Here is a 20,935-nt window from a genome sequence, read left to right on the forward strand (position 1 = left end):
AATTGTTTCGGACTGCCCTACATACCGATGGCCCCGCCATCTCGATAATTGGCTCGTTCCCCGAGCCGGCAGCGCAACCGCCTGCCTTCCCACACGGCTTACGGATATCGCCGCGCGTCACGGATCGCACCCGGCCTTCATCGGACGACCCCTGCGCGCCACCCGATCTGTGCATTGATTTCACGGTATTCGTCCCATGCCCATCCGAAAACTCTTTGCGTCCACCACCGATGCCGGCGCGCCGTTCGCGACGATCGAAGGCGAAGCGCGCGACCTGAGCCTGCTCAACCGCTACCAGCGCTTCACGCTGTACGGCGGGGCCGCGGTGCTGTCGCTCGTGATCCTGTTCGCGACGAGCATCCTCGTCGCCGGATCGGTGCGCGACTACATCTCGAAGCGCCGCGAGCTGTTCGAGACACACAAGGCGCTCGTGCAGCTCGAGATCGACGCGAAGCAGGCGTCGATGCGGCGTGCGGTGATCAATGCGGAACTGCTGTGGAACAGCCACCCGCGCCACGCGCGCAGCGCGGTGGACGCGATCGTGCGCGACGGACACGTCGTGCTGGCGCCGCTGAGCAACGTCAGCGAGATCTTCGCGGCCGCGACGCCCGCCGCCGCGGCCAGCGGCGAAATCGACGCGTACGTGCAGTTGATGGAGCGTCTGACGATTTCGGTGGCCGCCGCCGAGCGGCAATCCGGCATGCCGATGTCCGGTTATGCGTACAGCCCCGATCGCGGCGTGATCGCGATCACGCCACCGCCGTCCGTGCCCTATCGCGACGTGCTGGCGCGCATCGGCGTGCCCGATACGGGCGCGCTGATCGATCGCCTGGCCCTCGACGCCGCCGACTGGTCGAATCCGTCCATCGCCCGCTACTGGCGCGACACGCGCCGCATCGCATGGCAGGCGCCATCGATCGATCCGCTCACGGGCAAGAACGTGTTCCGCCTCGTCGAACCGGCCTTCGAAGGCCAGCGGCATTTCATGACCTTCGTCAGCGACCTCGACGTCGACGTGATCGACGACCGGCTGAAGCAGGCGCCCGAGGACGCCGTCGTGATGCTGGTCGATCATGCGGGAAACATGCTGTTGAACGAGGACCGCACGCGCGAATCGATCGACGGCGGCGCGCTGATGCGTCACGCGCTCGCCGAAAATGCGTGGCGGCGCGGCTTCGACCGCTTCGACGAGAGCTACCTGCATGGCATCTTCACGATCAGCGACCGGCTTTCCAATTCCGGCCTCGCGATCGTCTACGCGTATTCGTGGCGCACGATCGCGATCGCGATCTGGCCGACGATCGTGCGCGAGTTCGGCGTGGCCGGACTGATCCTCGCCGTGTTGTGGACGCTCGTGATCATGTTCGACCTGAAGGTGCTCGCGCCGCTGTTCCGCCGCTCGCGACGCGTGTTCGACAGCGAGCAGATGAGCCGCGCGATCATCGCGACTTCGCCTTTCGGCATCGCGCTCGTGTCGCTCGGCACGCGCGACGTGCTGCTGCGCAACCGCATGCTGGAACTGTACGAGCGCGAGGCCGGCACGCCGCCGCTGCACGAGCGCCTGCTCGCGTGCTACCAGGCGCGCGCCGGCGGCGCGCCGGTGCTCCTCGACGTCGAGTTGCCGTTGACGCTCGGCGACGGCCGCACGCGCGATCTCGTCGTCAACTTCGTGCGCGGGCGCTACCGGGGCAAGGACACGCTGCTGTGCAGCTTCTCCGACATCACGACGCGCGCCGACGCCGAGCGCGCACTCGACAGCGCGAACCGCGCGAAATCGACCTTCCTCGCGACGATCAGCCACGAGATCCGCACGCCGCTCAACGCGATGCTCGGCAATCTCGAGCTGCTCGACAAGGCACCCGACCCGAGCCGGCAGAAGCTGCGGCTGCATGCCGTCACGTCGGCCGCGCGGATGCTGCTCGACATGCTGAACAACGTGCTCGACATGACCAAGATCGAGGCGAACCGGATGACGCTCGAAGCGACGAGCTTCCGCATCGACGAGCTGATGCGCGACATCGTCGACCTGTTCGAGCCGATCGCCGCCGCGAAGGGCGTCGTGCTGTGCACGGAAATCGACCCGCGCATCGCTCGCCCGTACATGGGCGACCCGATGCGGGTGCGGCAGATCGTCGTCAATCTCGTCAGCAATGCGATCAAATTCACCGACCGTGGCTCGATTGCGTTGTCCGTTTCCGCGTCGGGCGCAGACGCGACGCCCGTGACGATCCGCGTCAGCGATTCCGGAATCGGCATGACGGCCGCGCAACTCGAACGCATCTTCGAGCCGTTCGCGCAGGCCGACGCGTCGACCGCGCGCCGCTTCGGCGGCACCGGCATCGGCCTCGCGCTGAGCTGCAAGCTCGCCGAGTCGATGGGCGGCAGCATTTCGGCCGACAGCGTGCCGAACATCGGCTCGACGTTCGTCGTGAAGCTGCCGCTGCCGTGCGACGACGCGCCGGGCGCCCCGCACGCGGGCGCGGAAGCCGACGCGCCGAACCTGCGCGTGCTGTTCGTGGACGACAACCCGGTAAATCGCGCACTGGTGCACGATCAGCTCGACGTGCTCGGCTACCGCGCGGATCTCGCCGCGAACGTCGCGGATGCGCTGGAACTGATCGGGCGCAACGACTACGCGGTCGTGATGACGGACCTGAACATGCCGGGCCTCGACGGCTATACGTTCGCACGGGTGCTGCGCGAGCGCGGCCACCGCGCGCCGATTCTCGCGGTGACGGCCCACGTCGAGCCGGACGAGCAACACCTGGCGCTGGACGCCGGCATCGACGGGATCGTCACGAAGCCGACCTCGCTGAAATCGCTCGAACAGGCGATTGCCCGATACACGGGTGTGCGGCGCGACACGCGACCGGCGGCGAACGCGCTGTCGTCGGCGGACGGGCCGCTGCCGGGCGAACTGCACGCGGTGCTGTCCGACGCGATGCTGCGCGCGAATGCCGCGATCGTGCGTGCACTCGAACACCGCGACCTGAAGCTCGCCCGCACCGAGATTCACAGCATGCGCGGCGCGTTCGCGATGATCGGCGAACGCGATATCGCGGATAGTTGCGCGACACTGGAGCGGTTCGCGATCGCCGGCGACGCCGCGGCGTTTGCCCGGGAGTTCGAGCGTTATCGACGGGAAGCCGGGGATGCGCTGGCGCGGCGGGCCGCAACGAGAATCGAAGCAATGTGATGTGGGATGGCCGGCGGTTGCGCCGGCCGTGCGTCGTTACGACTTGGCTTTACCGTAAAGGTCCGCCACGAAGTCGACGAACGCGCGCAGCTTCGGCGCGACATGGCGTGCTTTCGGATAGAGCGCGTAGTACTTGCGCTTCGCCAGCGTGTAATCGGGCAGCACGTGCACGAGACGGCCGCGCTCGAGGTCGCCGCGCACGGTGAGCTGCGTGAACGCGCCGATCCCCAGGCCGGCGACCGCCGATGCGTGAATCGCGGTGATCGCGTCGAGCCTCAGGTAGCCGTCGAGCTTGACGGAAACGGCCCCGCCGCGCGACGGCGTGAGCTGCCACGCGCCGCCGTCCTCGCGTCCGCTGTAGGGCAACAGTTCATGGGCGTCGAGTTGTGCGGGCGTTCTCGGCAATCCATGCCGCGCGATATAGGCAGGAGAGGCGACGAGAATCTCGTCGGAGACGGCGAGCGTTCTCGCCACCAGGTCGGAATCGGGTAGATCGCTGCTGATGCGCAGCGCGACGTCGAAGCCTTCGCCGACCAGATTCGAGAACCGGTCGCTGCACGACACGTCCAGACGAATATCAGGAAAACGGCGATGGAAAGCCGGCAGCCAGTCGGGCATCTCCAGCGTGCCGATCGACAGCGGCATGCTCACGCGCAACGTGCCCGACGGCTTGCGCGGGCTGTCGGCGACGGCTTCCGCCGCCGCTTCGACCCGATCGAGAATCTCCACGCAGGACGCGTAATAACGTTCGCCGGCCGCCGTCAACGCGACGTTCCGCGTATTGCGATTGACCAGTTGCACGCCGAGCGACGCTTCGAGCAGCTTCAGCTGACGCGATACGGTCGAATGGGTCGTATCGAGGCGCGCGGCCGCCGCGGAAAAGCCGCCGGCTTCCACGAGACACCGATAAACGCGCATTGCGAACAATTGATCCATGGTGGAGCGCAGCGTGATGGCGGAACCGACGCAGGTCCGGCCGTGCTTTCATGCGGGCACGGCCCCGTACGCTTACCGAACCGGCAGCGCGATGATCTCCGACGTGGACTTCACGTCGCCGAAGGTATCTTCGATCTCCGCGAGCGCTGCGCGATGCAGCGTGTCCTTGTCGACCGTCTCGCCGTTTGCCCGGGCGATGCTCCGGGTGGCGGAGGCGTCCGATGCTACCACGACCTGGTAGCCGAGCGGCACCGCGTCGCGCGCGGCGCCGGCGACGCACGCATGCGTCATCAGGCCGGCGATCACGATCGTCTTGATGCCGTCGTCCTTCAGGCGGCGGTCGAGATCCGTGCTGGCGAACACGCTGACCGTATCCTTCTGCAACACGGTGTCGGTGGCGCGCGGCGCCATCTCCGGAATGAACTTCACCGTCTCGCCGTCGCGCGCGAACACCGCCGAGCCGGCCGGCGTGACGTGCTGGACCTGGAACACGCGAATGCCATTCTTGTCCGCGAATTCGATCAGGCGGCGCGTATTGACCATCGCGCGCTGCACGTCGGGAATCGGCATCTTGCCGTTCAGATATTCGTTCTGGAAATCGATGACGACGAGCGCGGTCGACTTCGGATCGATGCGGTCGATCGGTTGCGCGCCTGCCATGGCGCGAATCGTCGGCGTGGCCGGGAATGCCGGCGCGGCTTCGCTCACCGGCACGATGGTGGCGGCGGAAGCGAGGACGACGAAGCGTGTGAGCGTGCGAAGCGAGAATGCAAACATGAGACGTTTCTCCGAATGTGAACAAAGGGTGCGACGAATTTAACTTCGTTCTCGCCGCATCACGACCACATCAGGACGACAACTCCTGTGCACTCGGCGCACAGATGCAACGCTCCCCCGTTCGGCTCGTGCAGCGATGGCCAAGACCATGACGCTCGTGCATCGGCCACGGCTGGCCGTGCCGATCCGACTGCAATCGTTCGTGAGGATCGCGGAAAAATCGCGGAAACCGCGAGAGGAAAGGTGCGTGGCACGCGAAGTACCGGCCATCGACGCTCGCATGAGGCAGCGTGAGGAGTAGTGCTACGGGGAAGTAGCGATGGATGCGGCCGCGCCCACCGGCCGCCGTCGATGTGGCTTCGATGCCACGCATGACCAGCATAGCGGCGATCGCGCCCCGAACCAATCGGACTGGACTGATTCGGCAGGTGCCGCCGCGCGCGGAAGCCGCCAACGCGCCGCGCACGCGTTCGGGCGCAGCGGCGTTCGCCGCCGCGCGCCCTTGCCGCGTTACTGCTCGATCTTCGCTTGCGAAGCCAGTTTGTCGACCAGCGTGCCGAGCGCGCGCTCGGTCGCCTGAGCGTCGAGCTGCTGACGCAATACGCCCTTCGCCTGCTCGAAGGTCGGTACGACCGTCTTGCGCTTCTCGTCGAGCTTCACGATCACGTACGCGTTGCCGACCTGGATCGGGCCGGTCGTCGCGCCGGCCTGCATCGACGCGATCGTCTGCGCGAGCGGCAGCGGCAGGCCGCCGGTGTTGCCTTGCGCGAGCGGCGTCTTCAGCGACACCCATTGCGCCACGCCGCCGTTGGGCGTCGTATTGAACGCGTTCGCGACGTCGGCGAATGCCACGCCCTGCTTGAGTTGCGCCTGCGCAGCGTTCGCCTTGGCCGCATCGTCCACGGCGATGACTTCCGCGCGATATTCGAACTGGCCCGCGGCCGCGACGATCGCGTCGTAACGGGCCTTCACCTGCGCGTCGGTCACCGGCTGCGGGCGCAGTGCATCGCGTACATAGAGATCGGTCGCGGCGTCATCGCGCACGCGCTTGACGGCGCCGAGCACCTCGGGGCGGCTGCCGTAGTTCGCCTTGTCGGCGGCCTGAGCAAGCAGTTGCTTGACGATCAAGTCGCGCTTCACCTGCGCGCGCAGCGCCGGCGTGTCCGGCTGGCCGGTCGCCTTGAGCACGGCATCGAACTGGCTTTGCGGAATCGGCACGCCGTTGACGACCGCCACGACGCCGGCCGGCAGCGGCGTTTCGGCAGCGATGGCATGGGTTGCGCCGGCCGCGCAGGCCAGCACGATCAGGGCGCTCATGGCGCGAAGTCGGGTTTTCATGATGAACTCCTTGATGATGAGAAATCCGGAGCACCGAACGAAAACGGCACGATGCGTCCGCAGACAGGAAGGAATGCCCTACGCTCGCATATGGCAGCGTGGTTCCGTCAATCAACTGGAATAGGTCAGTCGATAAGCGGCCGAGCCCACCGGCCGCCGCAGGGCATTCGTTCGTGTCGAATCTGAACCCGGTTCCGGTTCGTTGCGCGCCGACGCGCGACGTGTGTCCGGAAAAAAGACGCCGCTCGCTCGAGCGGCGTATGAAACGAAGACAAAGCTTCGGATACGAGGTATCGAGCGGTAAACCATGCAGCCGCTCGACCCGGACATTCTCCGATGGCCGCATCGCTCGCACAATCGGCCTGGTCCGATTTCGCTCGATGTCCCGCCGTGCCGGACAGAGCGGCCATCCGGCCCTTGGGTCGCGCGGCATCGCATCATGTCTGAATCGTCGACGTGCGACGGTCGTTCATCGTGATCGCGAGCGGCGGAAACGACGCCACGCTCCGCATGTCGCCATAGCACTTGTTCATCGCGACGTCGATGCCGAAGTTCGATATGGGGCGGTCGAGCCCGTACGAAAACAGGACCTCCGGCTTCAGCGGAAAACAGCGATCGAGCAGAAAACGTGCACCCGCCGGCGAGACGGTATAGGCGCAAATCCCGTAGAACTCCAGCAGGTTCATCACGAGCACCGCGCTTCGGTCGCTTCGAAACGCGTCGACGGAGCGCGCCAGCGCGGTTTCGTCGAAACGCATCGTCACAGGCGTCCGCGAGTTGAAGATCGAGCCGCGCAGGATCGAATCGAAGTTGTAGCCCCACGCGATGAAGTCGTAGCACCCGGCGTTCGCCTGCAAGAACTGCTCGGTGATCTCGTGAAAATCCGGCCTGAAAATCGCGTCGTCCTCGGCGATCGTCACCAGCTCGTCGCCTGCCGCGATCTCGGTCCACAGACGATGCGTCGTCATCGCAATGCCGTATGCGCCGCGGGAATACGGAAGCCCGGGCGCGAACAGGCCGCTGTTCGCGATGTCGTCGTCCGACAGCGCAGCGCCGTCGACCGCATCGACGAACTCGACATCGAGTTCGGGGTTGCCGGCGCGGAATGAAGCGCGGCGCGAGCGGCCGTCGGTCAGCGAAATGACGCTTACCGCGCGCCGCAGCGTCGGCGCGCACGTGCCATGAGTCGCGACGATGGGTCGGCCCGGGTTTCGGGCGCGCATCTGAACGGGATTCATCACCAGCCCGCCACGACGGAAATGCCGAACACGATGCCGAGCACGATGCCGATCGAGCGCCCCTGCAGCATCGGCTTCAGTGCATCGGGCTCGAAGAACGGATCGATCGCCGACTCGCGATTGCGCCATGCGCTGACGACCGGCGGCACGAGCAATGCAGCGGCCATCAGCAGAACCGCCACGATCGTCACGACGGGACCGTCGGCGGACCATCGCGTGCCGACGTCGATCACGAAATGAACGAGCGCGACGGTCGCCGAACTCGCAATCATGCCGGTTATCGCACCTTTCACCAGAAAATCCGCTTGACTCATCGCCAGTACTCCACGTTGTCAGATTCGCGCCGATCGATGTCGGCCGGGATGCTTCGTATTAAAGACGGACTCGACGCCGGTCTCTATCGGACTGGTCCGATTTCTGAGTCGCAACGTACGGCTGCAAGACAGGGACGGCAGGCAACCGGGGGGCGAGGAGGGAAAGGAGAATGTCGACTCGGTAACTGCGGTGCTCGACCGCCGAGCGGGCACGTCTTGCTTCGACGCAGAAAATCGGACCAGGCTGATTCCACCGGCGGTCCATGCCCGACAGAATGACGTCGCTGGATGGCTGAACCCCGTCACCCCAGCTATCGCGTTCTATCCGCGATGCCTCCGTTCTGCGCCGCCCCCTCCGGGCGGCGTTTTTTTTATGCGCGCGCCGACACCGCGAACTGCCGTTTTCCGCGCACGCCGTTCGATCGAAAAAGTCAGATTTGGTCAACCCGCACGGCCAATAGGCCCAGTCCGATCCGAACACGGTCTTGACTGCTCGCTGTCCGATGGTCTGGAAACGACATCGCTCATAGACTCGTTTCATACCCGGATGCACGCAGCGATTGTCCGGGTGATACGCCGCGCATGCGGTCGCGGGAACCGAGGCGTGCAACCCGTGACACGAGCATGTACGTGACAGGCTTGGATGGGTAGATGAAATGAAGAAGAAGCAAGCTCCGGGCAACGAGATCGTCGTATGTGCGATCGACGTCGTCGTGATCGTCGCGGTCGCGGCGCTGGCCCACCAGGGATCGATCGGCGATTTCGCCACGCTCAGGATCGAAGCGATCCTGACCGGCGTCAGTGCGCTGTTGGCCGCCTTCCTGCTGCGGCTGGCCGGCATCGGCCTTGACGGTCGCAAGCTGCCCGCCACGCGCCATGCAATGCGCACGGTGGCGCTGTGGCTCGTCGTGCAAGGCTTCGTCTTCGTCAAGATGGTTGCGCTGACAACCGTCACGCTGGTGCTGACGAAGTGGTTCCTCGACTGGACCATCGGCGTCGCGATCGCGCTCGTCGTATTCCGGATCGTGCTCTGCATCGTCCGACGCCGCAGCCTTCGCGCGCCGGTTACGCCCGCCACGGTCGCCATCGTTGGCAGCGGCGAGCGCATCGCGCAGATCCGCGCCGAGCTCCGTGCGAGCGCGGCGGCCCGCTACCGGGTCGTCTGCGTGTATCGCACGACCGGCGAGGCCGCCACGCTCGACGACGACGTACCGGTAATGACCGATCTTGCGTCGTTTGCAGCCGGCGTACGCCGCGAGCATGCAGACGAAGTGTGGATCGCGCTGCCGCTCGACGACGACGAGACGGCCCGCACGGTCGACGCGTTCCGCAGCGACTTCGTCGAGCTGCGCCTGATGCCCGACGTCAGCAAGCATGCGCTGTTCGGCAGCCGCGCCGGCGAGATTCTCGGCGAGCCGGCGATCTCGCTGGCCGCGCCGCCGCTGTCGCGAGGCGCGCTGGCGCTGAAGGCCGTGTTCGACCGCGTGTTCGCCGCCGTCGCGCTGATCCTGCTGATGCCGGTGCTGCTCGCGATCGCCGTCGCGGTCAAGCTGTCGTCGCCGGGGCCGGTGCTGTTTACGCAAAAGCGCCGCGGCGCCGACGGCCGCACGTTCGACATCTACAAGTTCCGCACGATGCGCGTGCACGTCGAACAGGCGGGCACGGTCGTGCAGGCGACGCGCGGCGACCCGCGCGTCACGCGGATCGGCGCGCTGCTGCGCCGCACGAGCCTCGACGAGCTGCCGCAGTTCATCAACGTGCTGCTCGGCGACATGTCGGTGGTCGGCCCGCGCCCGCATGCAGTGGAACACGACGCGCAGTACCGCACGCTCGTCGACGGCTATATCCATCGCTACCGGATCAAGCCGGGCATCACCGGCTGGGCGCAGGTCAACGGGCTGCGCGGCGCGACCGAGCAACTCGAAAGCATGCAGTCGCGCGTGGAGTATGACCTGTATTACCTGCGCAACTGGTCGTTCGCGCTCGATCTGCGAATCATCGGCGCAACCGTGCTGAAAGGGATCGTGCACCCGAACGCGTACTGAGTGGCGCGGCCGTTCGCCTGCCTGGCGACGCGGCCGACGCATTGTCGATTGACCCCATGCGGGTCCGCGCAAGCGGGCCCGCGCGCGCTGCCTCGTCGATACGTCGATACGCGCCGCGCAACAGGAAGGAATCCATGAACACCTCGATCGCATCGACGGCCACAAGCCGCCGTCGCGCGCTCGCGCTCGTTCTGACGGCCTGCATAGCGCTGTCCGGATGCGTGCTGGCGCCCGGCATGAAGATGAACACGACCCAGCCCGGCACGCCGGCGGGCAATCCGAACCCCGTCGCGTCGCCGGCCGGCGACGCGCGCGCGGCCGCGACGCCCGATGCCGCGACGCCCTCGGCCCGCACGGCCGTCGAGATCGTCGCGATCGATCCGGCGCTGATCGCGCGTCAGCGCGCAGCGCGCGACGCGACGATGGCGTCGTTCGACGCACCGGCCCCGGCGCGTGCGCCGGCCTACCGGATCGGCCCCGGCGACGTGCTGCAGATCACCGTCTGGGATCACCCCGAGCTTGCCGCCGCGCAAGCCGGCGCGCAGCAGACGCCGCCGCGCGCGGCGGACCCGATCGCCGGCTTCGTCGTCGACGACGACGGTAATCTCACGTTTCCCTATGCGGGCAGGCTGAAAGTCGCGGGGCTGACCGCGGCCGATGCGCAAGCACGCGTGAAGCAGGCGCTTGGCCGGATCTACCGCGATCCGCAGGTCACGCTGCGCGTCGCGTCGTTCCGCTCGCAGCAGGTCTACGTCGACGGTGAGGTCCACACGCCGGGTGCGCTGCCCGTGAACGACGTGCCGATGACGCTGGCCGACGCGATCGCGCGTGCGGGCGGCTTCACGGCCGCCGCCGATCAGAGCGACGTGACCGTCGTGCGCAACGGCGTGCCCGTGCGCATCGATCTGGCGCGCCTGATCGAGCGGCATCGCGATCCGTCCGCCATTGCGCTGCGCGGAGGCGACCTGCTGCGCATCGGCGCGCGCGACGACAACGGCGTGTACGTGATGGGCGAAGTGAACCGTCCGATGCTCGCACTGCCGAAGCGCAACGGCCGCCTCACGCTCAGCGACGCGCTGCTGCAGGCCGGCAGCATCAATTCGAACACGGCGGACGCGGCGCAGATGTTCGTGATCCGCGGCACGCACAGCGGCGCGCCGACGGTATTCCATCTCGACGCGCGCTCGCCGGTCGCGATGGTGCTCGCGAACCAGTTCGAGCTGGAGCCGAAGGACGTCGTCTATGTCGACGGCAACGGGCTCGTCCGCTTCAGCCGCGTGCTGAGCCTGCTGCTGCCGAGTGTCAACACGGGCGTCGCCGCCGGGATTGCAACGAAATGAGCGCGCGCCCGTTCCTGCTCGTCGTATGCGAAGGCAACATCTGCCGCAGCCCGCTCGCGGCCGCGCTGCTCGCCGCGCGCCTGCCGCAGGCCGACGTGCGCTCGGCCGGCCTCGCGCCGCCGCCGGGCCGCCCGGCCGACCCGCTCGCCTGCGACATGGCGCACGCGCGCGGCGTGACGCTCGCCGGCCACACCGCCCGCGCGGTGACGACCGACCTGTGCACGCACGCCGACCTGATCCTCGTGATGGACGACGGCCAGCGTCGCGTGCTCGAAGCACGCCACCCGTTCCTGCGCGGCCGCGTGTTCCGGCTCGGCGAATACGCGCGCGCGTCGGACGACGCGCGCCCCGGCCTCGACATTCCCGACCCTTATCGCGGCACGCGCGCGGATTTCATCCGCTGCGCGGCGCTGATCGATCTCGCCGTCGCCAGCTGGCTGCCGCGCGTCGCCGCGCGCTGGCCGGCCCCACCCGTTTCCACACTCCAGTCATGAACACGCCCGCTATCCCCGAACGCGAGATCGACTTGATCCGCGTGCTCGACACCCTGCGCAACGCGCGGGGCACGATCGCTGCGATCGCGACGGCCTGCATCGCCGCCGGCGCGCTCTACGCATTCGTCGCGCCGCCGACCTACCAGGCCGACCTGATGATCCAGACCGACGATGCGACCGACACCGCATCGAAGAACCTGCTGGGCGATGCCGCATCGTTCTTCAACGTCGGCTCGCCCGCGTCGGCCGAAGCGCAGATCCTGTCGTCGCGGCTCGTCGTCACGCGCGCCGTCGAAGACCTGCGCAGCTACATCGTCGCGAAGCCGTCGCGCGTGCCCGTGCTCGGCGCGTTCGTCGCGCGCTTCAACGACGGCGCGGTATCGCCCGGCCTGCTGGGCTTCGGCGGCTACGCGTGGGGACAGGAACGCATCGACGTCGCGCGGTTCGACGTGCCGACGCGCGCCGAGGGCGACACGTTCCACGTCGTGCGGCTCGACGACACGCGCTACCGGCTGACCGGATCGGACCTGACGGCGGACGCCGTCGGCACCGTGGGCGCCGCGGAAACCTTCGCGACGCGCTACGGCCCGCTGCACATCGAAATCACGGGCTTCGACGCCCTGCCCGGCACGCGCTTCAAGCTGATCCGGCAATCGCGCGCCGAAACGATCGACACGTTGCGCACGGCGCTCGACGTGCAAGAGAAGGTCAAGCAATCGGGTGTGCTCGTCGCGTCGCTGCGCGGCAACGATCCGGCCGAGATCAGCGCGACGCTGAACGCCGTCGCGAACCGCTACGTCGAGCAGAACATCGCCCGCCGTTCCGCCGAAGCGGCCCAGTCGCTGACGTTCCTGAACACGCAACTGCCGCTCGTCAAACAGCAACTCGAACGCGCTGAAACGCGATATGCGTCGCTGCGCAGCCGCACCGGCTCGGTCGATCTGGCCGAGGAAGGCAAGCTCGTTCTCCAGCAAGGCGCCGATCTGCAGACGCGCATGCTCGAACTGCAGCAAAAGCGCGACGAGCTGTCGAAGCGCTTCCTGCCGACCCACCCCGACATGGCGGCGCTCGACGCGCAGCTCGCGACGCTGAAGCGCCAGCAGGGCGCGCTCGACACGCGCATCGCGCGGCTGCCCGCGCAACAGGGCGAGGAGGTGCGCGCGCAACTCGACGTGAAGGTCAACACCGATCTGTATACCGCGCTGCTGAACAACATCCAGCAGCTCGAACTCGTGCAGGCCGGCAGAACGGCCAGCGTGCGCGTGGTCGATTCGGCCGTCGCGCCCGCCGATCCGGTCCGACCGAACCGGCCGGTCGTGATCGCGGCCGCCGCGCTGGTCGGTCTCGCACTCGGCGTGATCGCGGCGTTCGCGCGCGAATTCCTGTACGGCGGCCTCACGGCCGTCGACGAGATCGAGCGCCACACGTCGCTGCCGGTGCGCGCGGTGCTGCCGGCCGCCGCGCACCAGCGCAGGTTGATGCGCGCGGTCGAGCGACGCGACGCGGGCCTGCACGTGCTCGCCTACGACGATCCGTACGAACCCGCGATCGAAGGTCTGCGCAGCCTGCAAACGGCACTCCATTTCTCGCTCGCGGACATCGAGCACCCGCTCGTGCTGATCACGGGCCCGACGCCCGGCACCGGCAAATCGTTCGTGTCGGTCAACCTCGCCGCGGTGCAGGCATCGAGCGGCCGGCGCGTGCTGCTGATCGACGGCGACCTGCGCAAAGGCTATCTGCATCAGTACTTCGGCCTCGAGCGCGGCCCCGGCTTCGCCGAACTGCTCGGCGGCCACGCCAGCGCCGACGACGTCGTGCGGCGCGGCGTCGCGCCGAACCTCGACTTCCTGCCGACCGGCGAGCTGCCGCCGGCGCCCACCGCACTGCTGCAGCACGCGCGCACCGGTGAGCTGCTCGCGTCGCTGCGCGCCCGCTACGACCTCGTGATCGTCGATTCCGCGCCGCTGCTCGCGGCGACCGACGCGACCTGGCTCGATACGCACGCCGACGCGACGCTGCTCGTCGCCCGTGCGGGCTCGACGCGCGCCGGCGAACTGACCGAATCCGCGAAACGGCTGCCGCAGCGGCCCGGCCGCGTGCCGGCTGTGGTGCTGAACGGCCTCGATCCGCGTTCCGGCGCCTCCGCGTTCGGCTCGAAATACGGCGGCTATCGCTACGAAGCGTATCGCTACACGTGCGACACGCGCTGCACGCACCTCGCACGCCTGCGCGCGGCCCTGCAACGTCTGCTGCGGAGGTCCGCATGAGCGATACCGTTCTCGCCCCGAAGCTGGACGATCGCGCGGCGAACGTCCGTCACACCGGCCGGCAGGCGCCGCCGGCCTCCCGCGCGCGGCCGATGCGTATCGCGCTCGTCGTCGAAGCCGCCGGCGGCGGCGTCGCCGTGCATCTGACCGATCTGATCGCCGGGTTGCGCGCGCGGTCGGATGCGGAAATCCATCTGATCGCGCCGCTCGGCGAGCGCTTCGACGAGGCGATGCTGCACGGCGCGGCCGCCCAATGCGATTCGTTCCATCGGCTGCCGCTGCGGCGCGCGGTCGGGCTGCACGACCTGCGCGGTGTGCAGGCGCTGCACCGCCTGCTGCGCCGGCTCCGGCCGGACATCGTGCACAGCCACAGCTCGAAGGCCGGCGCGCTCGCGCGACTGTGCCGCGGGCCGTGGAAGCAGGCGTACACGCCGCACGCGGTCTACACGCTCAACCCGACGCTGTCGTCCGCCAGGCGCGCGTTCTACGGCGGCATCGAGCGCATGCTCGGCAACACCTGCTCGGACGCGGTGATCGCGGTCTCGCAGGACGAAGCCGATCATCTGCACGACCTCGGTATCGCGCGCCACCGGATTCGCGTCGTCGAGAACGGCGTGTCGCCACCGCGGTTGCTCGAGCGCCATGCGGCACGCGCCGCGCTCGGCCTGCCCGACGACGCGTTCGTCGTCGGCTTCGTCGGGCGCTTCGATCACCAGAAGGGCGTCGATCGCCTCGTGCGCATTGCACGCCTGCTGGAGCGACGCCATGAAGCGCGCCTGCGGGTCGTCGCGATCGGATCCGGCGATTTCGACCGCGCGGCCGGCGACGAAGCGCGCGATTTGCCGACGAACCTGCACGTCGTGGGCCGCGTCGACGACGCGCGCCGCTATTTCTCGGCATTCGACCTGCTGGCGCTGCCGAGCCGCTACGAAGGCTTTCCTTACGTATGCCTCGAAGCCGTCGCCGCGCACGTGCCGATGGTCGCGACGCAGGTCGCGGGCGCGGCCGAACTGATCGCGGCGCATCAAGTCGGCCTGACGGTACCGAACGACGACAATCCGGCCGCCTTCGCGGCAGCGGTTTGCCGGCTCATCGACCATCCGGCCGCCTTTCGACTGATGCGCGACCAATGCGCGCGCGCGTACCCGCATTTCTCGGCCGACGCGATGGTCGATCGCACGCTCGCCGTCTATCGCGATCTTCTCCAGGAGCAAGCATGATGAATCGCCCCGTTCACGTCGCGCTGCTGCATGCGTACAGCGCGCGCAACTCCGGCGACGGTCTGCTCGTCGACCTGTCGGTCGCGCTGCTGCGCGACGCGTTCGGCCCCGACACACACGTGTCGGTCGTCGCGGCCGATCCCGCGTCGTTTCCCGGCCATGCCGACGTACAGCCGGCGCCGGTGCTCGCGGCGAGCGGCGTGCGGCGCCTCGTCGGCGCCACGATGGCGGCGCTGCCGGTCGGCATCAATCCCGCGCTCGCCGGCCTGCGCGCGCTGCTGCGGCGCGCCGACCTGATCGTCGGCGTCGGCGGCGGCTACCTGCGCGCGCGCAATCGCGTCGAGGCGCTCAAGCTCGAAGCCGGGCATCTCGTGCAGATGCGCGCAGCGCGCGCGGCACGCAAGCCGACCGTCTATCTTCCGCAAAGCATCGGGCCCGCCGCGGAAAACCCGTTGCTCACGGAACACCTGAGGTCGCTGCTCGGCGGATTCGATACCGTGTTCGTGCGCGACGACCGCTCGGCCGCGTTGCTCGCCGAGCATGCCAACACCCGGCGCGCGCCGGATCTCGCGGTGCTCGAGTTCGCCCATCGAGCGTCCGGCGTGCGCGACCTGGCCCGCTCGGCCGCGGCGACGCCCGCGCACGTCGCGCTCGTGCTGCGCCGCCCGCCGGCATGGAGCGACGCACAATGCGCGCGTTACCACGCATCGACCGACGCGCTGATCGAGCGGCTGCGCACGTCCTGCCGCGTCACGTTCGCCGTCCAGAGCACCGGGCGCGGCAACGACGACGTCGCGTACTACCGCGAACGCGGCTTCGACGCCGCTCGCACGCTGAAGGACGTGCTCGCCGGCGACACGCCCGACGCGGTCGTGTCCGTGCGCCTGCACGGCGCGCTCGAAGCGATCCTGCACGGCGTGCCTGCGTATCACCTCAGTTACGAGCGCAAAGGATTCGGCGCCTATGCCGATCTCGGCGTCGGCCGCTGGGTCGCGAATGCGGCCGACTTCGATGCGGGTGCGGTCTGCGACACGCTGTTCGCGCCCGACGCGCTGAGCCGGTTCTGGCTTCAGGCCGAAGTCGGGCTCGAGCGGCTCGGGCACGAACGCGAGCGGATCGTCGCCGCGCTGCGCGACGCGCTCGACCATGGAGCGGCGCGATGAGCGCCGCGTGGTTCCGCCTGGTGTTGCGCGTCGGCGCACTCGGCCTGAAGTTCATGCTGACGATCGTCGTCGCGCGCGCGCTCGGGTTCGACGCGGTGGCCGTCTACGGTTTCGCGCTCGCCGTGTCGGTCGTCGCGTCGAAAGTGCTCGGCCTCGGCTTCAGCACCGAGATCAATCGCCGGCTGGCCGGCCCCAATCCGCATGACGCGGTCCGAACCTGCGTGCGCCTGTCCGTGCTGTATGCCGGTGTCTACGCGCTGCTGTGCGGCCTCGCCGTGCTGCCGGGCCATGCGTTCGGGCCGCTGCACCTCGGCGCGCTGCCCGACATGTCGCTCGCGCTCGTCGCGCTCGTCGCCTGTGCCGAGCATGCCGCGCTCGAAGTCAACACCTGGCTCTTCTCGCTCCATCGCGCGCGCGCCGCGTCGTGGCTGCTGTTCGTCCGGACGGGTGCATGGGCCGCGGTCGCGATCGTGGCGCTGACGACGGGCACGATCGGATCGATCGACGGGCTGTTCGCGATCTGGATCGCGGGCGATATGGTCGTGGTGGTGGCCGGCTGGGGGTTGATCGCCGCCGCCGCGCACCGGTTGCCGGCGATGCCGGCCCTGTCGGCCACGCGCGTGCGGCTCGCGACGGTCTGGCGCGACGGCGCGCCTTTCTTTGTCGCGTTGCTGCTGCTGTCGGTGCTGCAGTATCTCGAACGCTTCGTCGCGTCCGCGCAGCTCGATGCGAACGAGCTGGGGCGCTACGTATTCGTCTGGTCGATCGCCAACGCGATCCAGACGATCGCATCGGCTACCGTCGTCGCGGTAGCCGCACCGCGCCTCGTGAGCGCACTCGACAGCACACGCGCCGCCGCACCGGCGTTCCGCCGCGAGCTCGCCCGGGCGTTGCGCGCGTCGCTCCTGCTGACCGGCGCCGCCGCACTCGCGATCGTGCTGGCGCACCCATGGATCTTCCGGCTCGCACACGCCGGCGACGACGCCCCGTCGATCGCGATTCTCGTGGTGCTGCTCCTGTCGTTCGTCCTGCGTGCGGCCACCGACGTTCTGTGGGCGGCGGCGGTCGCCTTGCGGGCGGGACGCACGGTCGCGTGCGTGATCGCCGCGCTGACGGTCGTCTGCCTGCCGATGTCGATCGCGCTCGTTCACGACCAGCGGGCGCTCGGCGCGGCGGGCGCGCATCTCGTCGCCAGCATTGCCGTCAGCGCGTGGATGACGTGGCTCGTGATGTCGCGCCTGCCCGCCGCGCGCGGCGGGCGCATCGGAGCCGGCGATGCTGCGTGACGTCATCGGCAGCGGGCCGCTGTTGAGCCGCGGCCTGCGCGACGCGATCGCGGCCCTCGCCGCGCTGTTGTACGTCGGCGTTTACGCGAACGCGCGCGCGCTGCTTCCGGAATTCATCTTCCGCGACGCAGACAAGATCCAGACCCAGATCGGCGGCGGGTCGACCTACGACGGCTCGTCGTTCGACGCGGTCGGCAAGCTGTACCAGATGCTCGGCGACGCCGGAACCGCGCTGTTCGTCATCGCGCTCGGCGTCGCCACGATCTGGGTCGCCGTTCGGCAAGCGCAGCGGCTCGGTGCGCTCGTCGCCTATCTCGCGCTGATCGCGCCGTGCCTGTTCTTCAACCTGTTCGTCGCCAGCAAGGACACGATCGTCGTCGCGATGTCGATCGTCGTACTCGCCGCCGCGCGCCGGCGCGGCATCCTGTGGCCGATGATGATCGCCGCCGTGCTGTATCTCGGCTACGCGGCGACGATTCGCAGCTATTTCGCGCTGATTCTCGCGATCGCGTTCGCCGCGTGGGCCTTTCGGCGCGCATCGACGCTGCCGAGGCTGGCCGGTGCGTTGCTGGCCGTCGCGGCGCTGGTCGCGCTGCCCGACGCGGCCTACATGCTGCTTCAGCAACCGCGCGACCTCGCCGTGGACTATCTCGTCTATTCGTCGCCATTCGGCGCCCGGACGAGCTTCTACAACCCGTTCACGCCCGATTCGTTCGCGCATTTCGTGGGCAACTACGCGTATTCGCTCGTCCGACTCAATCTGCCGGTGCTGTTCTCGCTCGATCCGAAGGGGTTCGCGATGCAGGCGCTGATCGCGCTGTTTCTCGGCGCCGCGTGGCGCCGCATGCCGAAGCAACCCGTGCACGACGACGGTGCCGTGCCGGCTCGAAACGGCGAGCTGCTCGCCTGTCTGATCCTCGGCCAAGTGGCCGTGTCGATGCTGTTCGAACCCGATCTCGGCAGCTATCTGCGGCATCTGTCGAGCGTCGCGCCGTTCGCGGTCGCCCTCTGGTCGATTCGCGCGCGACAGGCGGGCGCCTGATCACCGCGCCGCAGGTGTCGCACGCAGCGACGCACGGGCCGCGTCGAGCACGGGCTTCCGCGAGCGGTCCGCGTGCACGAGTCCATAGCTCCGCTGCGCGGTATCGCCGGCATTCGCGGTATCAGCCCACTCATAGATCGAGATCAGCGGCGTCCGAATGTCGCCGCGCGCGTCGAGCAGTGTGCGCAGGCGCTGCGCCTGACGACGCTCGCCGTCGGCGCCCACCGACGCCGCACCGTCTTCGGTGACGAGCGCCGGCAAGCCGTAGTGCGCGTCGATGGCTTCCGCCGCCGTACGGACTTGTGTGGGCGTCATCCCGTACGCGTGGTACGACACGGCATCGAGACAATGCGGTGCAGCCGCGTGCACGCGCGCGAGCAGATCGCCCGAGACATTGCCGGGCAGCGGCGGGTGTGCGAACCCGAAGCCGACGATCGGCACCGCCGGTGGTCGCTCCGCCAGCCGTCGACACAGCGCGACGGTGAACGGCGGGAACGTTCGCGCGACGTCGCCCGTCGGCCAATAGCGACCGAGGTCCGGTTCGTTCCAGAGTTCGATGGCGATCAGGTCGCGCGCATGTCGCGCCGCCAATGCCGTAACGGCGTCGGCCATCCGGTCGCCCGCATCCGCGAGCAAGGCTGCCGTCGCTTTCGCGTCCGCGCCGTCGGTTCCCGCGAAGCGGCCGAGCGTGCGAACGGTCAGCAGCACCGGCAGGCCGGCGGAGCGGGCGGCAGCGAATGCGCCGTCGAGCTGCGCCCGGTAAGCGGCCTCGTCGAGGCGATCGGTCCACGCACCCAGCCTGACGAACGCGAAGCCGGTGTCCCGAATCATGCGTGCGTCGTCGCGCGTAAACGACTGGATCTTGACCTGCACGCCGACGCGCGGCATACCGCTCGCCGCATCCGGCCAACGATGGCGGTCAGCCGCGCAAGCCGCGACGGTCAACGTGCAACCGGCGGCCAAAACCGACAGCTTGCGAATCCAGTTCGACATCGAGCACACGCTCCCTCTTCCTCGGTTGAAATCCTGCGTACCGATCGACCGCCGCACGGTGCAGCCGACGGCGTATCGCGTGCCGTACCGCCTCGACACCCTGCCGAATCGGATCGCTCACAGCACAAAAAATATGGCGATAGCGACGAATATGGAAATGATCAGTAGACCCATGCATCGAATCCCGGAAAGCCGGACAGCATCGCCTATCCGACGCACGCCGGCAATCGGACCGGTCCGATCGGCGCCATCGCACGACGTCCGATGCCGCCGCCAGAATCCGACCAGTCCGATTGTCGCGCCCGGCGATTGTTGGGACCATGGCCGTTCGGCGCGGGAATACGTTCGTATACCCGTGGCGGCACGCACCGTGCACGCGCACCGTGCACGCGCGCCGACGCACGGCGCCAGCGGTGCGCATCGCGCACTTTCCGCTGCCGCCGCGTCTGTACGACGCGTCGACCGCAACACTGCCACCAATCGATCCGCGACGCATTTCACCCGTCGGCACCGGCATCGCCTTGCGGCGGAACCGGCGCTACGCCGGCAAGCCCGACTTCATCCAGCCATGCGCTCGTGCTGTCGCCCCGCTTCCGCCGACGGACCGAATCAACAAGGACATTCTCGATGAGCGATACAGGATTGCCCCCCCGTCGCGCCGACGCCGCCGGTCTGCCGGCGTCGTCCGCCGCCGAAAGCCGGACACTGCAGCGCAGCCTGACCTGGAAAGACGGTTTCTGGGTCACGAGCGGCGTGCCGGCAGGCGTGCTGTTCACGATCGGCGGCGTGTCCGCGACGATCGGTCATCCCGCGTGGGCGATCTGGATCGCCGCGATCACGATGGGGCTGATTCAAAGCGCGACTTATGCGGAAATATCGGGGCTATTTCCTCATAAATCGGGCGGCGCGTCCGTGTATGGCGCGATCGGCTGGGTTCGTTACAGCAAACTGATTGCCCCGGTGTCCGTGTGGTGCAACTGGCTCGCGTGGTCGCCGATGCTCGCGCTCGGCTGCGGGCTCGCGGCGAGCTATGCGCTCACGAGTCTCTTTCCCGCCGATGCGGCGGTGCTGCACTGGCAGCTCAAGGTTGCGGATCTCGGGTTCATCAAGCCGGGGCTTTCGCTGCGGATCAACGCGACGTTCATCATCGCGACGATTCTGCTTCTCGTCACGTTCAAGCTTCAGCACAGCGGCGCGTCGAAGGCTGCACGCACGCAGCGCATTCTCGGCATTGCATCGCTCACGCCGCTCCTGATCGTCGGCATCGTGCCGTTCGTCACCGGCGA

General features: G+C 68.3%; 16 protein-coding genes. 10 read left to right on the top strand and 6 right to left on the bottom strand.

Annotation, left to right across the window (positions count from 1 at the left end; translation table 11 throughout):
- Positions 1–196 precede the first annotated feature (196 nt).
- A complete protein-coding gene (locus tag WS96_RS06505; protein ID WP_059831318.1) occupies positions 197–3,196 on the top strand; it encodes a sensor histidine kinase in 3,000 nt (999 codons plus the stop codon).
- Between the two features lie 36 nt (positions 3,197–3,232).
- Here WS96_RS06505 and WS96_RS06510 read toward each other — a convergent pair whose 3' ends face one another.
- The 5 genes from WS96_RS06510 to WS96_RS34405 all read right to left on the bottom strand — a co-directional run bounded on the left by WS96_RS06510 (position 3,233) and on the right by WS96_RS34405 (position 7,757).
- A complete protein-coding gene (locus tag WS96_RS06510) occupies positions 3,233–4,132 on the bottom strand; it encodes a LysR family transcriptional regulator (protein WP_059831320.1) in 900 nt (299 codons plus the stop codon).
- A 72-nt stretch (positions 4,133–4,204) separates the two neighbouring features.
- Positions 4,205–4,909: a cysteine hydrolase family protein gene (locus WS96_RS06515; RefSeq protein WP_059831323.1), complete on the bottom strand. Its 705-nt coding sequence runs from the start codon at positions 4,907–4,909 to the stop codon at positions 4,205–4,207.
- 510 nt (positions 4,910–5,419) lie between these two features.
- Positions 5,420–6,247 (bottom strand): peptidylprolyl isomerase, encoded by an 828-nt coding sequence (locus WS96_RS06520; protein WP_059831325.1) that lies wholly within the window; start codon positions 6,245–6,247, stop codon positions 5,420–5,422.
- A 437-nt stretch (positions 6,248–6,684) separates the two neighbouring features.
- Positions 6,685–7,470, bottom strand: coding sequence for a glycosyltransferase family 25 protein (locus WS96_RS06525; RefSeq protein ID WP_059831356.1), 786 nt, complete (start codon positions 7,468–7,470; stop codon positions 6,685–6,687).
- A gap of 14 nt (positions 7,471–7,484) precedes the next feature.
- Positions 7,485–7,757, bottom strand: a complete 273-nt coding sequence (locus WS96_RS34405) for a hypothetical protein (RefSeq protein WP_257127947.1) — start codon at positions 7,755–7,757, stop codon at positions 7,485–7,487.
- A gap of 698 nt (positions 7,758–8,455) precedes the next feature.
- On the opposite strand from WS96_RS34405, the gene WS96_RS06535 reads away from it, so the two are divergent.
- The 8 genes from WS96_RS06535 (at position 8,456) to WS96_RS06570 (ending at position 18,656) form a co-directional block, all read left to right on the top strand.
- Positions 8,456–9,844, top strand: a complete 1,389-nt coding sequence (locus tag WS96_RS06535) for an undecaprenyl-phosphate glucose phosphotransferase (protein ID WP_059831327.1) — start codon at positions 8,456–8,458, stop codon at positions 9,842–9,844.
- Positions 9,845–9,978: 134 nt separating this feature from the next.
- Positions 9,979–11,184 (top strand): polysaccharide biosynthesis/export family protein, encoded by a 1,206-nt coding sequence (locus WS96_RS06540; RefSeq protein WP_059831329.1) that lies wholly within the window; start codon positions 9,979–9,981, stop codon positions 11,182–11,184.
- Complete coding sequence (locus WS96_RS06545) at positions 11,181–11,678, top strand: low molecular weight protein-tyrosine-phosphatase (protein ID WP_059831331.1); 498 nt, start codon at positions 11,181–11,183, stop codon at positions 11,676–11,678. Before WS96_RS06540 ends, WS96_RS06545 begins: the two co-directional genes overlap by 4 nt.
- Positions 11,675–13,945, top strand: a complete 2,271-nt coding sequence (locus WS96_RS06550; protein ID WP_059831333.1) for a polysaccharide biosynthesis tyrosine autokinase — start codon at positions 11,675–11,677, stop codon at positions 13,943–13,945. The genes WS96_RS06545 and WS96_RS06550 overlap by 4 nt, the downstream gene beginning before the upstream one ends.
- Positions 13,942–15,165 (top strand): glycosyltransferase family 4 protein, encoded by a 1,224-nt coding sequence (locus WS96_RS06555; RefSeq protein WP_059831335.1) that lies wholly within the window; start codon positions 13,942–13,944, stop codon positions 15,163–15,165. The genes WS96_RS06550 and WS96_RS06555 overlap by 4 nt, the downstream gene beginning before the upstream one ends.
- The gene (locus WS96_RS06560) at positions 15,162–16,328 is read left to right on the top strand and encodes a polysaccharide pyruvyl transferase family protein (protein WP_306454026.1); all 1,167 of its coding nucleotides are present in this window, start codon (positions 15,162–15,164) and stop codon (positions 16,326–16,328) included. The genes WS96_RS06555 and WS96_RS06560 overlap by 4 nt, the downstream gene beginning before the upstream one ends.
- Complete coding sequence (locus WS96_RS06565) at positions 16,325–17,614, top strand: lipopolysaccharide biosynthesis protein (RefSeq protein ID WP_034205674.1); 1,290 nt, start codon at positions 16,325–16,327, stop codon at positions 17,612–17,614. Before WS96_RS06560 ends, WS96_RS06565 begins: the two co-directional genes overlap by 4 nt.
- The gene (locus WS96_RS06570) at positions 17,604–18,656 is read left to right on the top strand and encodes a hypothetical protein (protein WP_059831337.1); all 1,053 of its coding nucleotides are present in this window, start codon (positions 17,604–17,606) and stop codon (positions 18,654–18,656) included. The genes WS96_RS06565 and WS96_RS06570 overlap by 11 nt, the downstream gene beginning before the upstream one ends.
- On the opposite strand, the gene WS96_RS06575 is transcribed toward WS96_RS06570, so the two are convergent.
- Positions 18,657–19,649 carry a hypothetical protein gene (locus WS96_RS06575; RefSeq protein ID WP_059831339.1) on the bottom strand — a complete coding sequence of 331 codons (993 nt, stop codon included), beginning with the start codon at positions 19,647–19,649 and terminating at the stop codon, positions 18,657–18,659. It abuts the gene before it with no gap.
- A 627-nt stretch (positions 19,650–20,276) separates the two neighbouring features.
- Between WS96_RS06575 and WS96_RS06580 the strand changes: the two genes are divergently transcribed.
- A partial coding sequence (locus WS96_RS06580) for an amino acid permease (RefSeq protein ID WP_156443595.1) occupies positions 20,277–20,935 on the top strand: 659 nt, incomplete at its 3' end.

It is taken from the genome of Burkholderia sp. MSMB1835 (assembly GCF_001526365.1).
In the GTDB taxonomy this organism is placed as follows: Bacteria; Pseudomonadota; Gammaproteobacteria; order Burkholderiales; family Burkholderiaceae; genus Burkholderia.

What these genes read in the sequence shown, in the direction of transcription:
- WS96_RS06505 (WP_059831318.1), top strand. Translation starts at nt 197, where the DNA reads ATGCCCATCCGAAAACTCTTTGCGTCCACCACCGATGCCGGCGCGCCG.
- WS96_RS06510 (WP_059831320.1), bottom strand. Translation starts at nt 4,132, where the DNA reads ATGGATCAATTGTTCGCAATGCGCGTTTATCGGTGTCTCGTGGAAGCC.
- WS96_RS06515 (WP_059831323.1), bottom strand. Translation starts at nt 4,909, where the DNA reads ATGTTTGCATTCTCGCTTCGCACGCTCACACGCTTCGTCGTCCTCGCT.
- WS96_RS06520 (WP_059831325.1), bottom strand. Translation starts at nt 6,247, where the DNA reads ATGAAAACCCGACTTCGCGCCATGAGCGCCCTGATCGTGCTGGCCTGC.
- WS96_RS06525 (WP_059831356.1), bottom strand. Translation starts at nt 7,470, where the DNA reads ATGCGCGCCCGAAACCCGGGCCGACCCATCGTCGCGACTCATGGCACG.
- WS96_RS34405 (WP_257127947.1), bottom strand. Translation starts at nt 7,757, where the DNA reads ATGATTGCGAGTTCGGCGACCGTCGCGCTCGTTCATTTCGTGATCGAC.
- WS96_RS06535 (WP_059831327.1), top strand. Translation starts at nt 8,456, where the DNA reads ATGAAGAAGAAGCAAGCTCCGGGCAACGAGATCGTCGTATGTGCGATC.
- WS96_RS06540 (WP_059831329.1), top strand. Translation starts at nt 9,979, where the DNA reads ATGAACACCTCGATCGCATCGACGGCCACAAGCCGCCGTCGCGCGCTC.
- WS96_RS06545 (WP_059831331.1), top strand. Translation starts at nt 11,181, where the DNA reads ATGAGCGCGCGCCCGTTCCTGCTCGTCGTATGCGAAGGCAACATCTGC.
- WS96_RS06550 (WP_059831333.1), top strand. Translation starts at nt 11,675, where the DNA reads ATGAACACGCCCGCTATCCCCGAACGCGAGATCGACTTGATCCGCGTG.
- WS96_RS06555 (WP_059831335.1), top strand. Translation starts at nt 13,942, where the DNA reads ATGAGCGATACCGTTCTCGCCCCGAAGCTGGACGATCGCGCGGCGAAC.
- WS96_RS06560 (WP_306454026.1), top strand. Translation starts at nt 15,162, where the DNA reads ATGATGAATCGCCCCGTTCACGTCGCGCTGCTGCATGCGTACAGCGCG.
- WS96_RS06565 (WP_034205674.1), top strand. Translation starts at nt 16,325, where the DNA reads ATGAGCGCCGCGTGGTTCCGCCTGGTGTTGCGCGTCGGCGCACTCGGC.
- WS96_RS06570 (WP_059831337.1), top strand. Translation starts at nt 17,604, where the DNA reads ATGCTGCGTGACGTCATCGGCAGCGGGCCGCTGTTGAGCCGCGGCCTG.
- WS96_RS06575 (WP_059831339.1), bottom strand. Translation starts at nt 19,649, where the DNA reads ATGTCGAACTGGATTCGCAAGCTGTCGGTTTTGGCCGCCGGTTGCACG.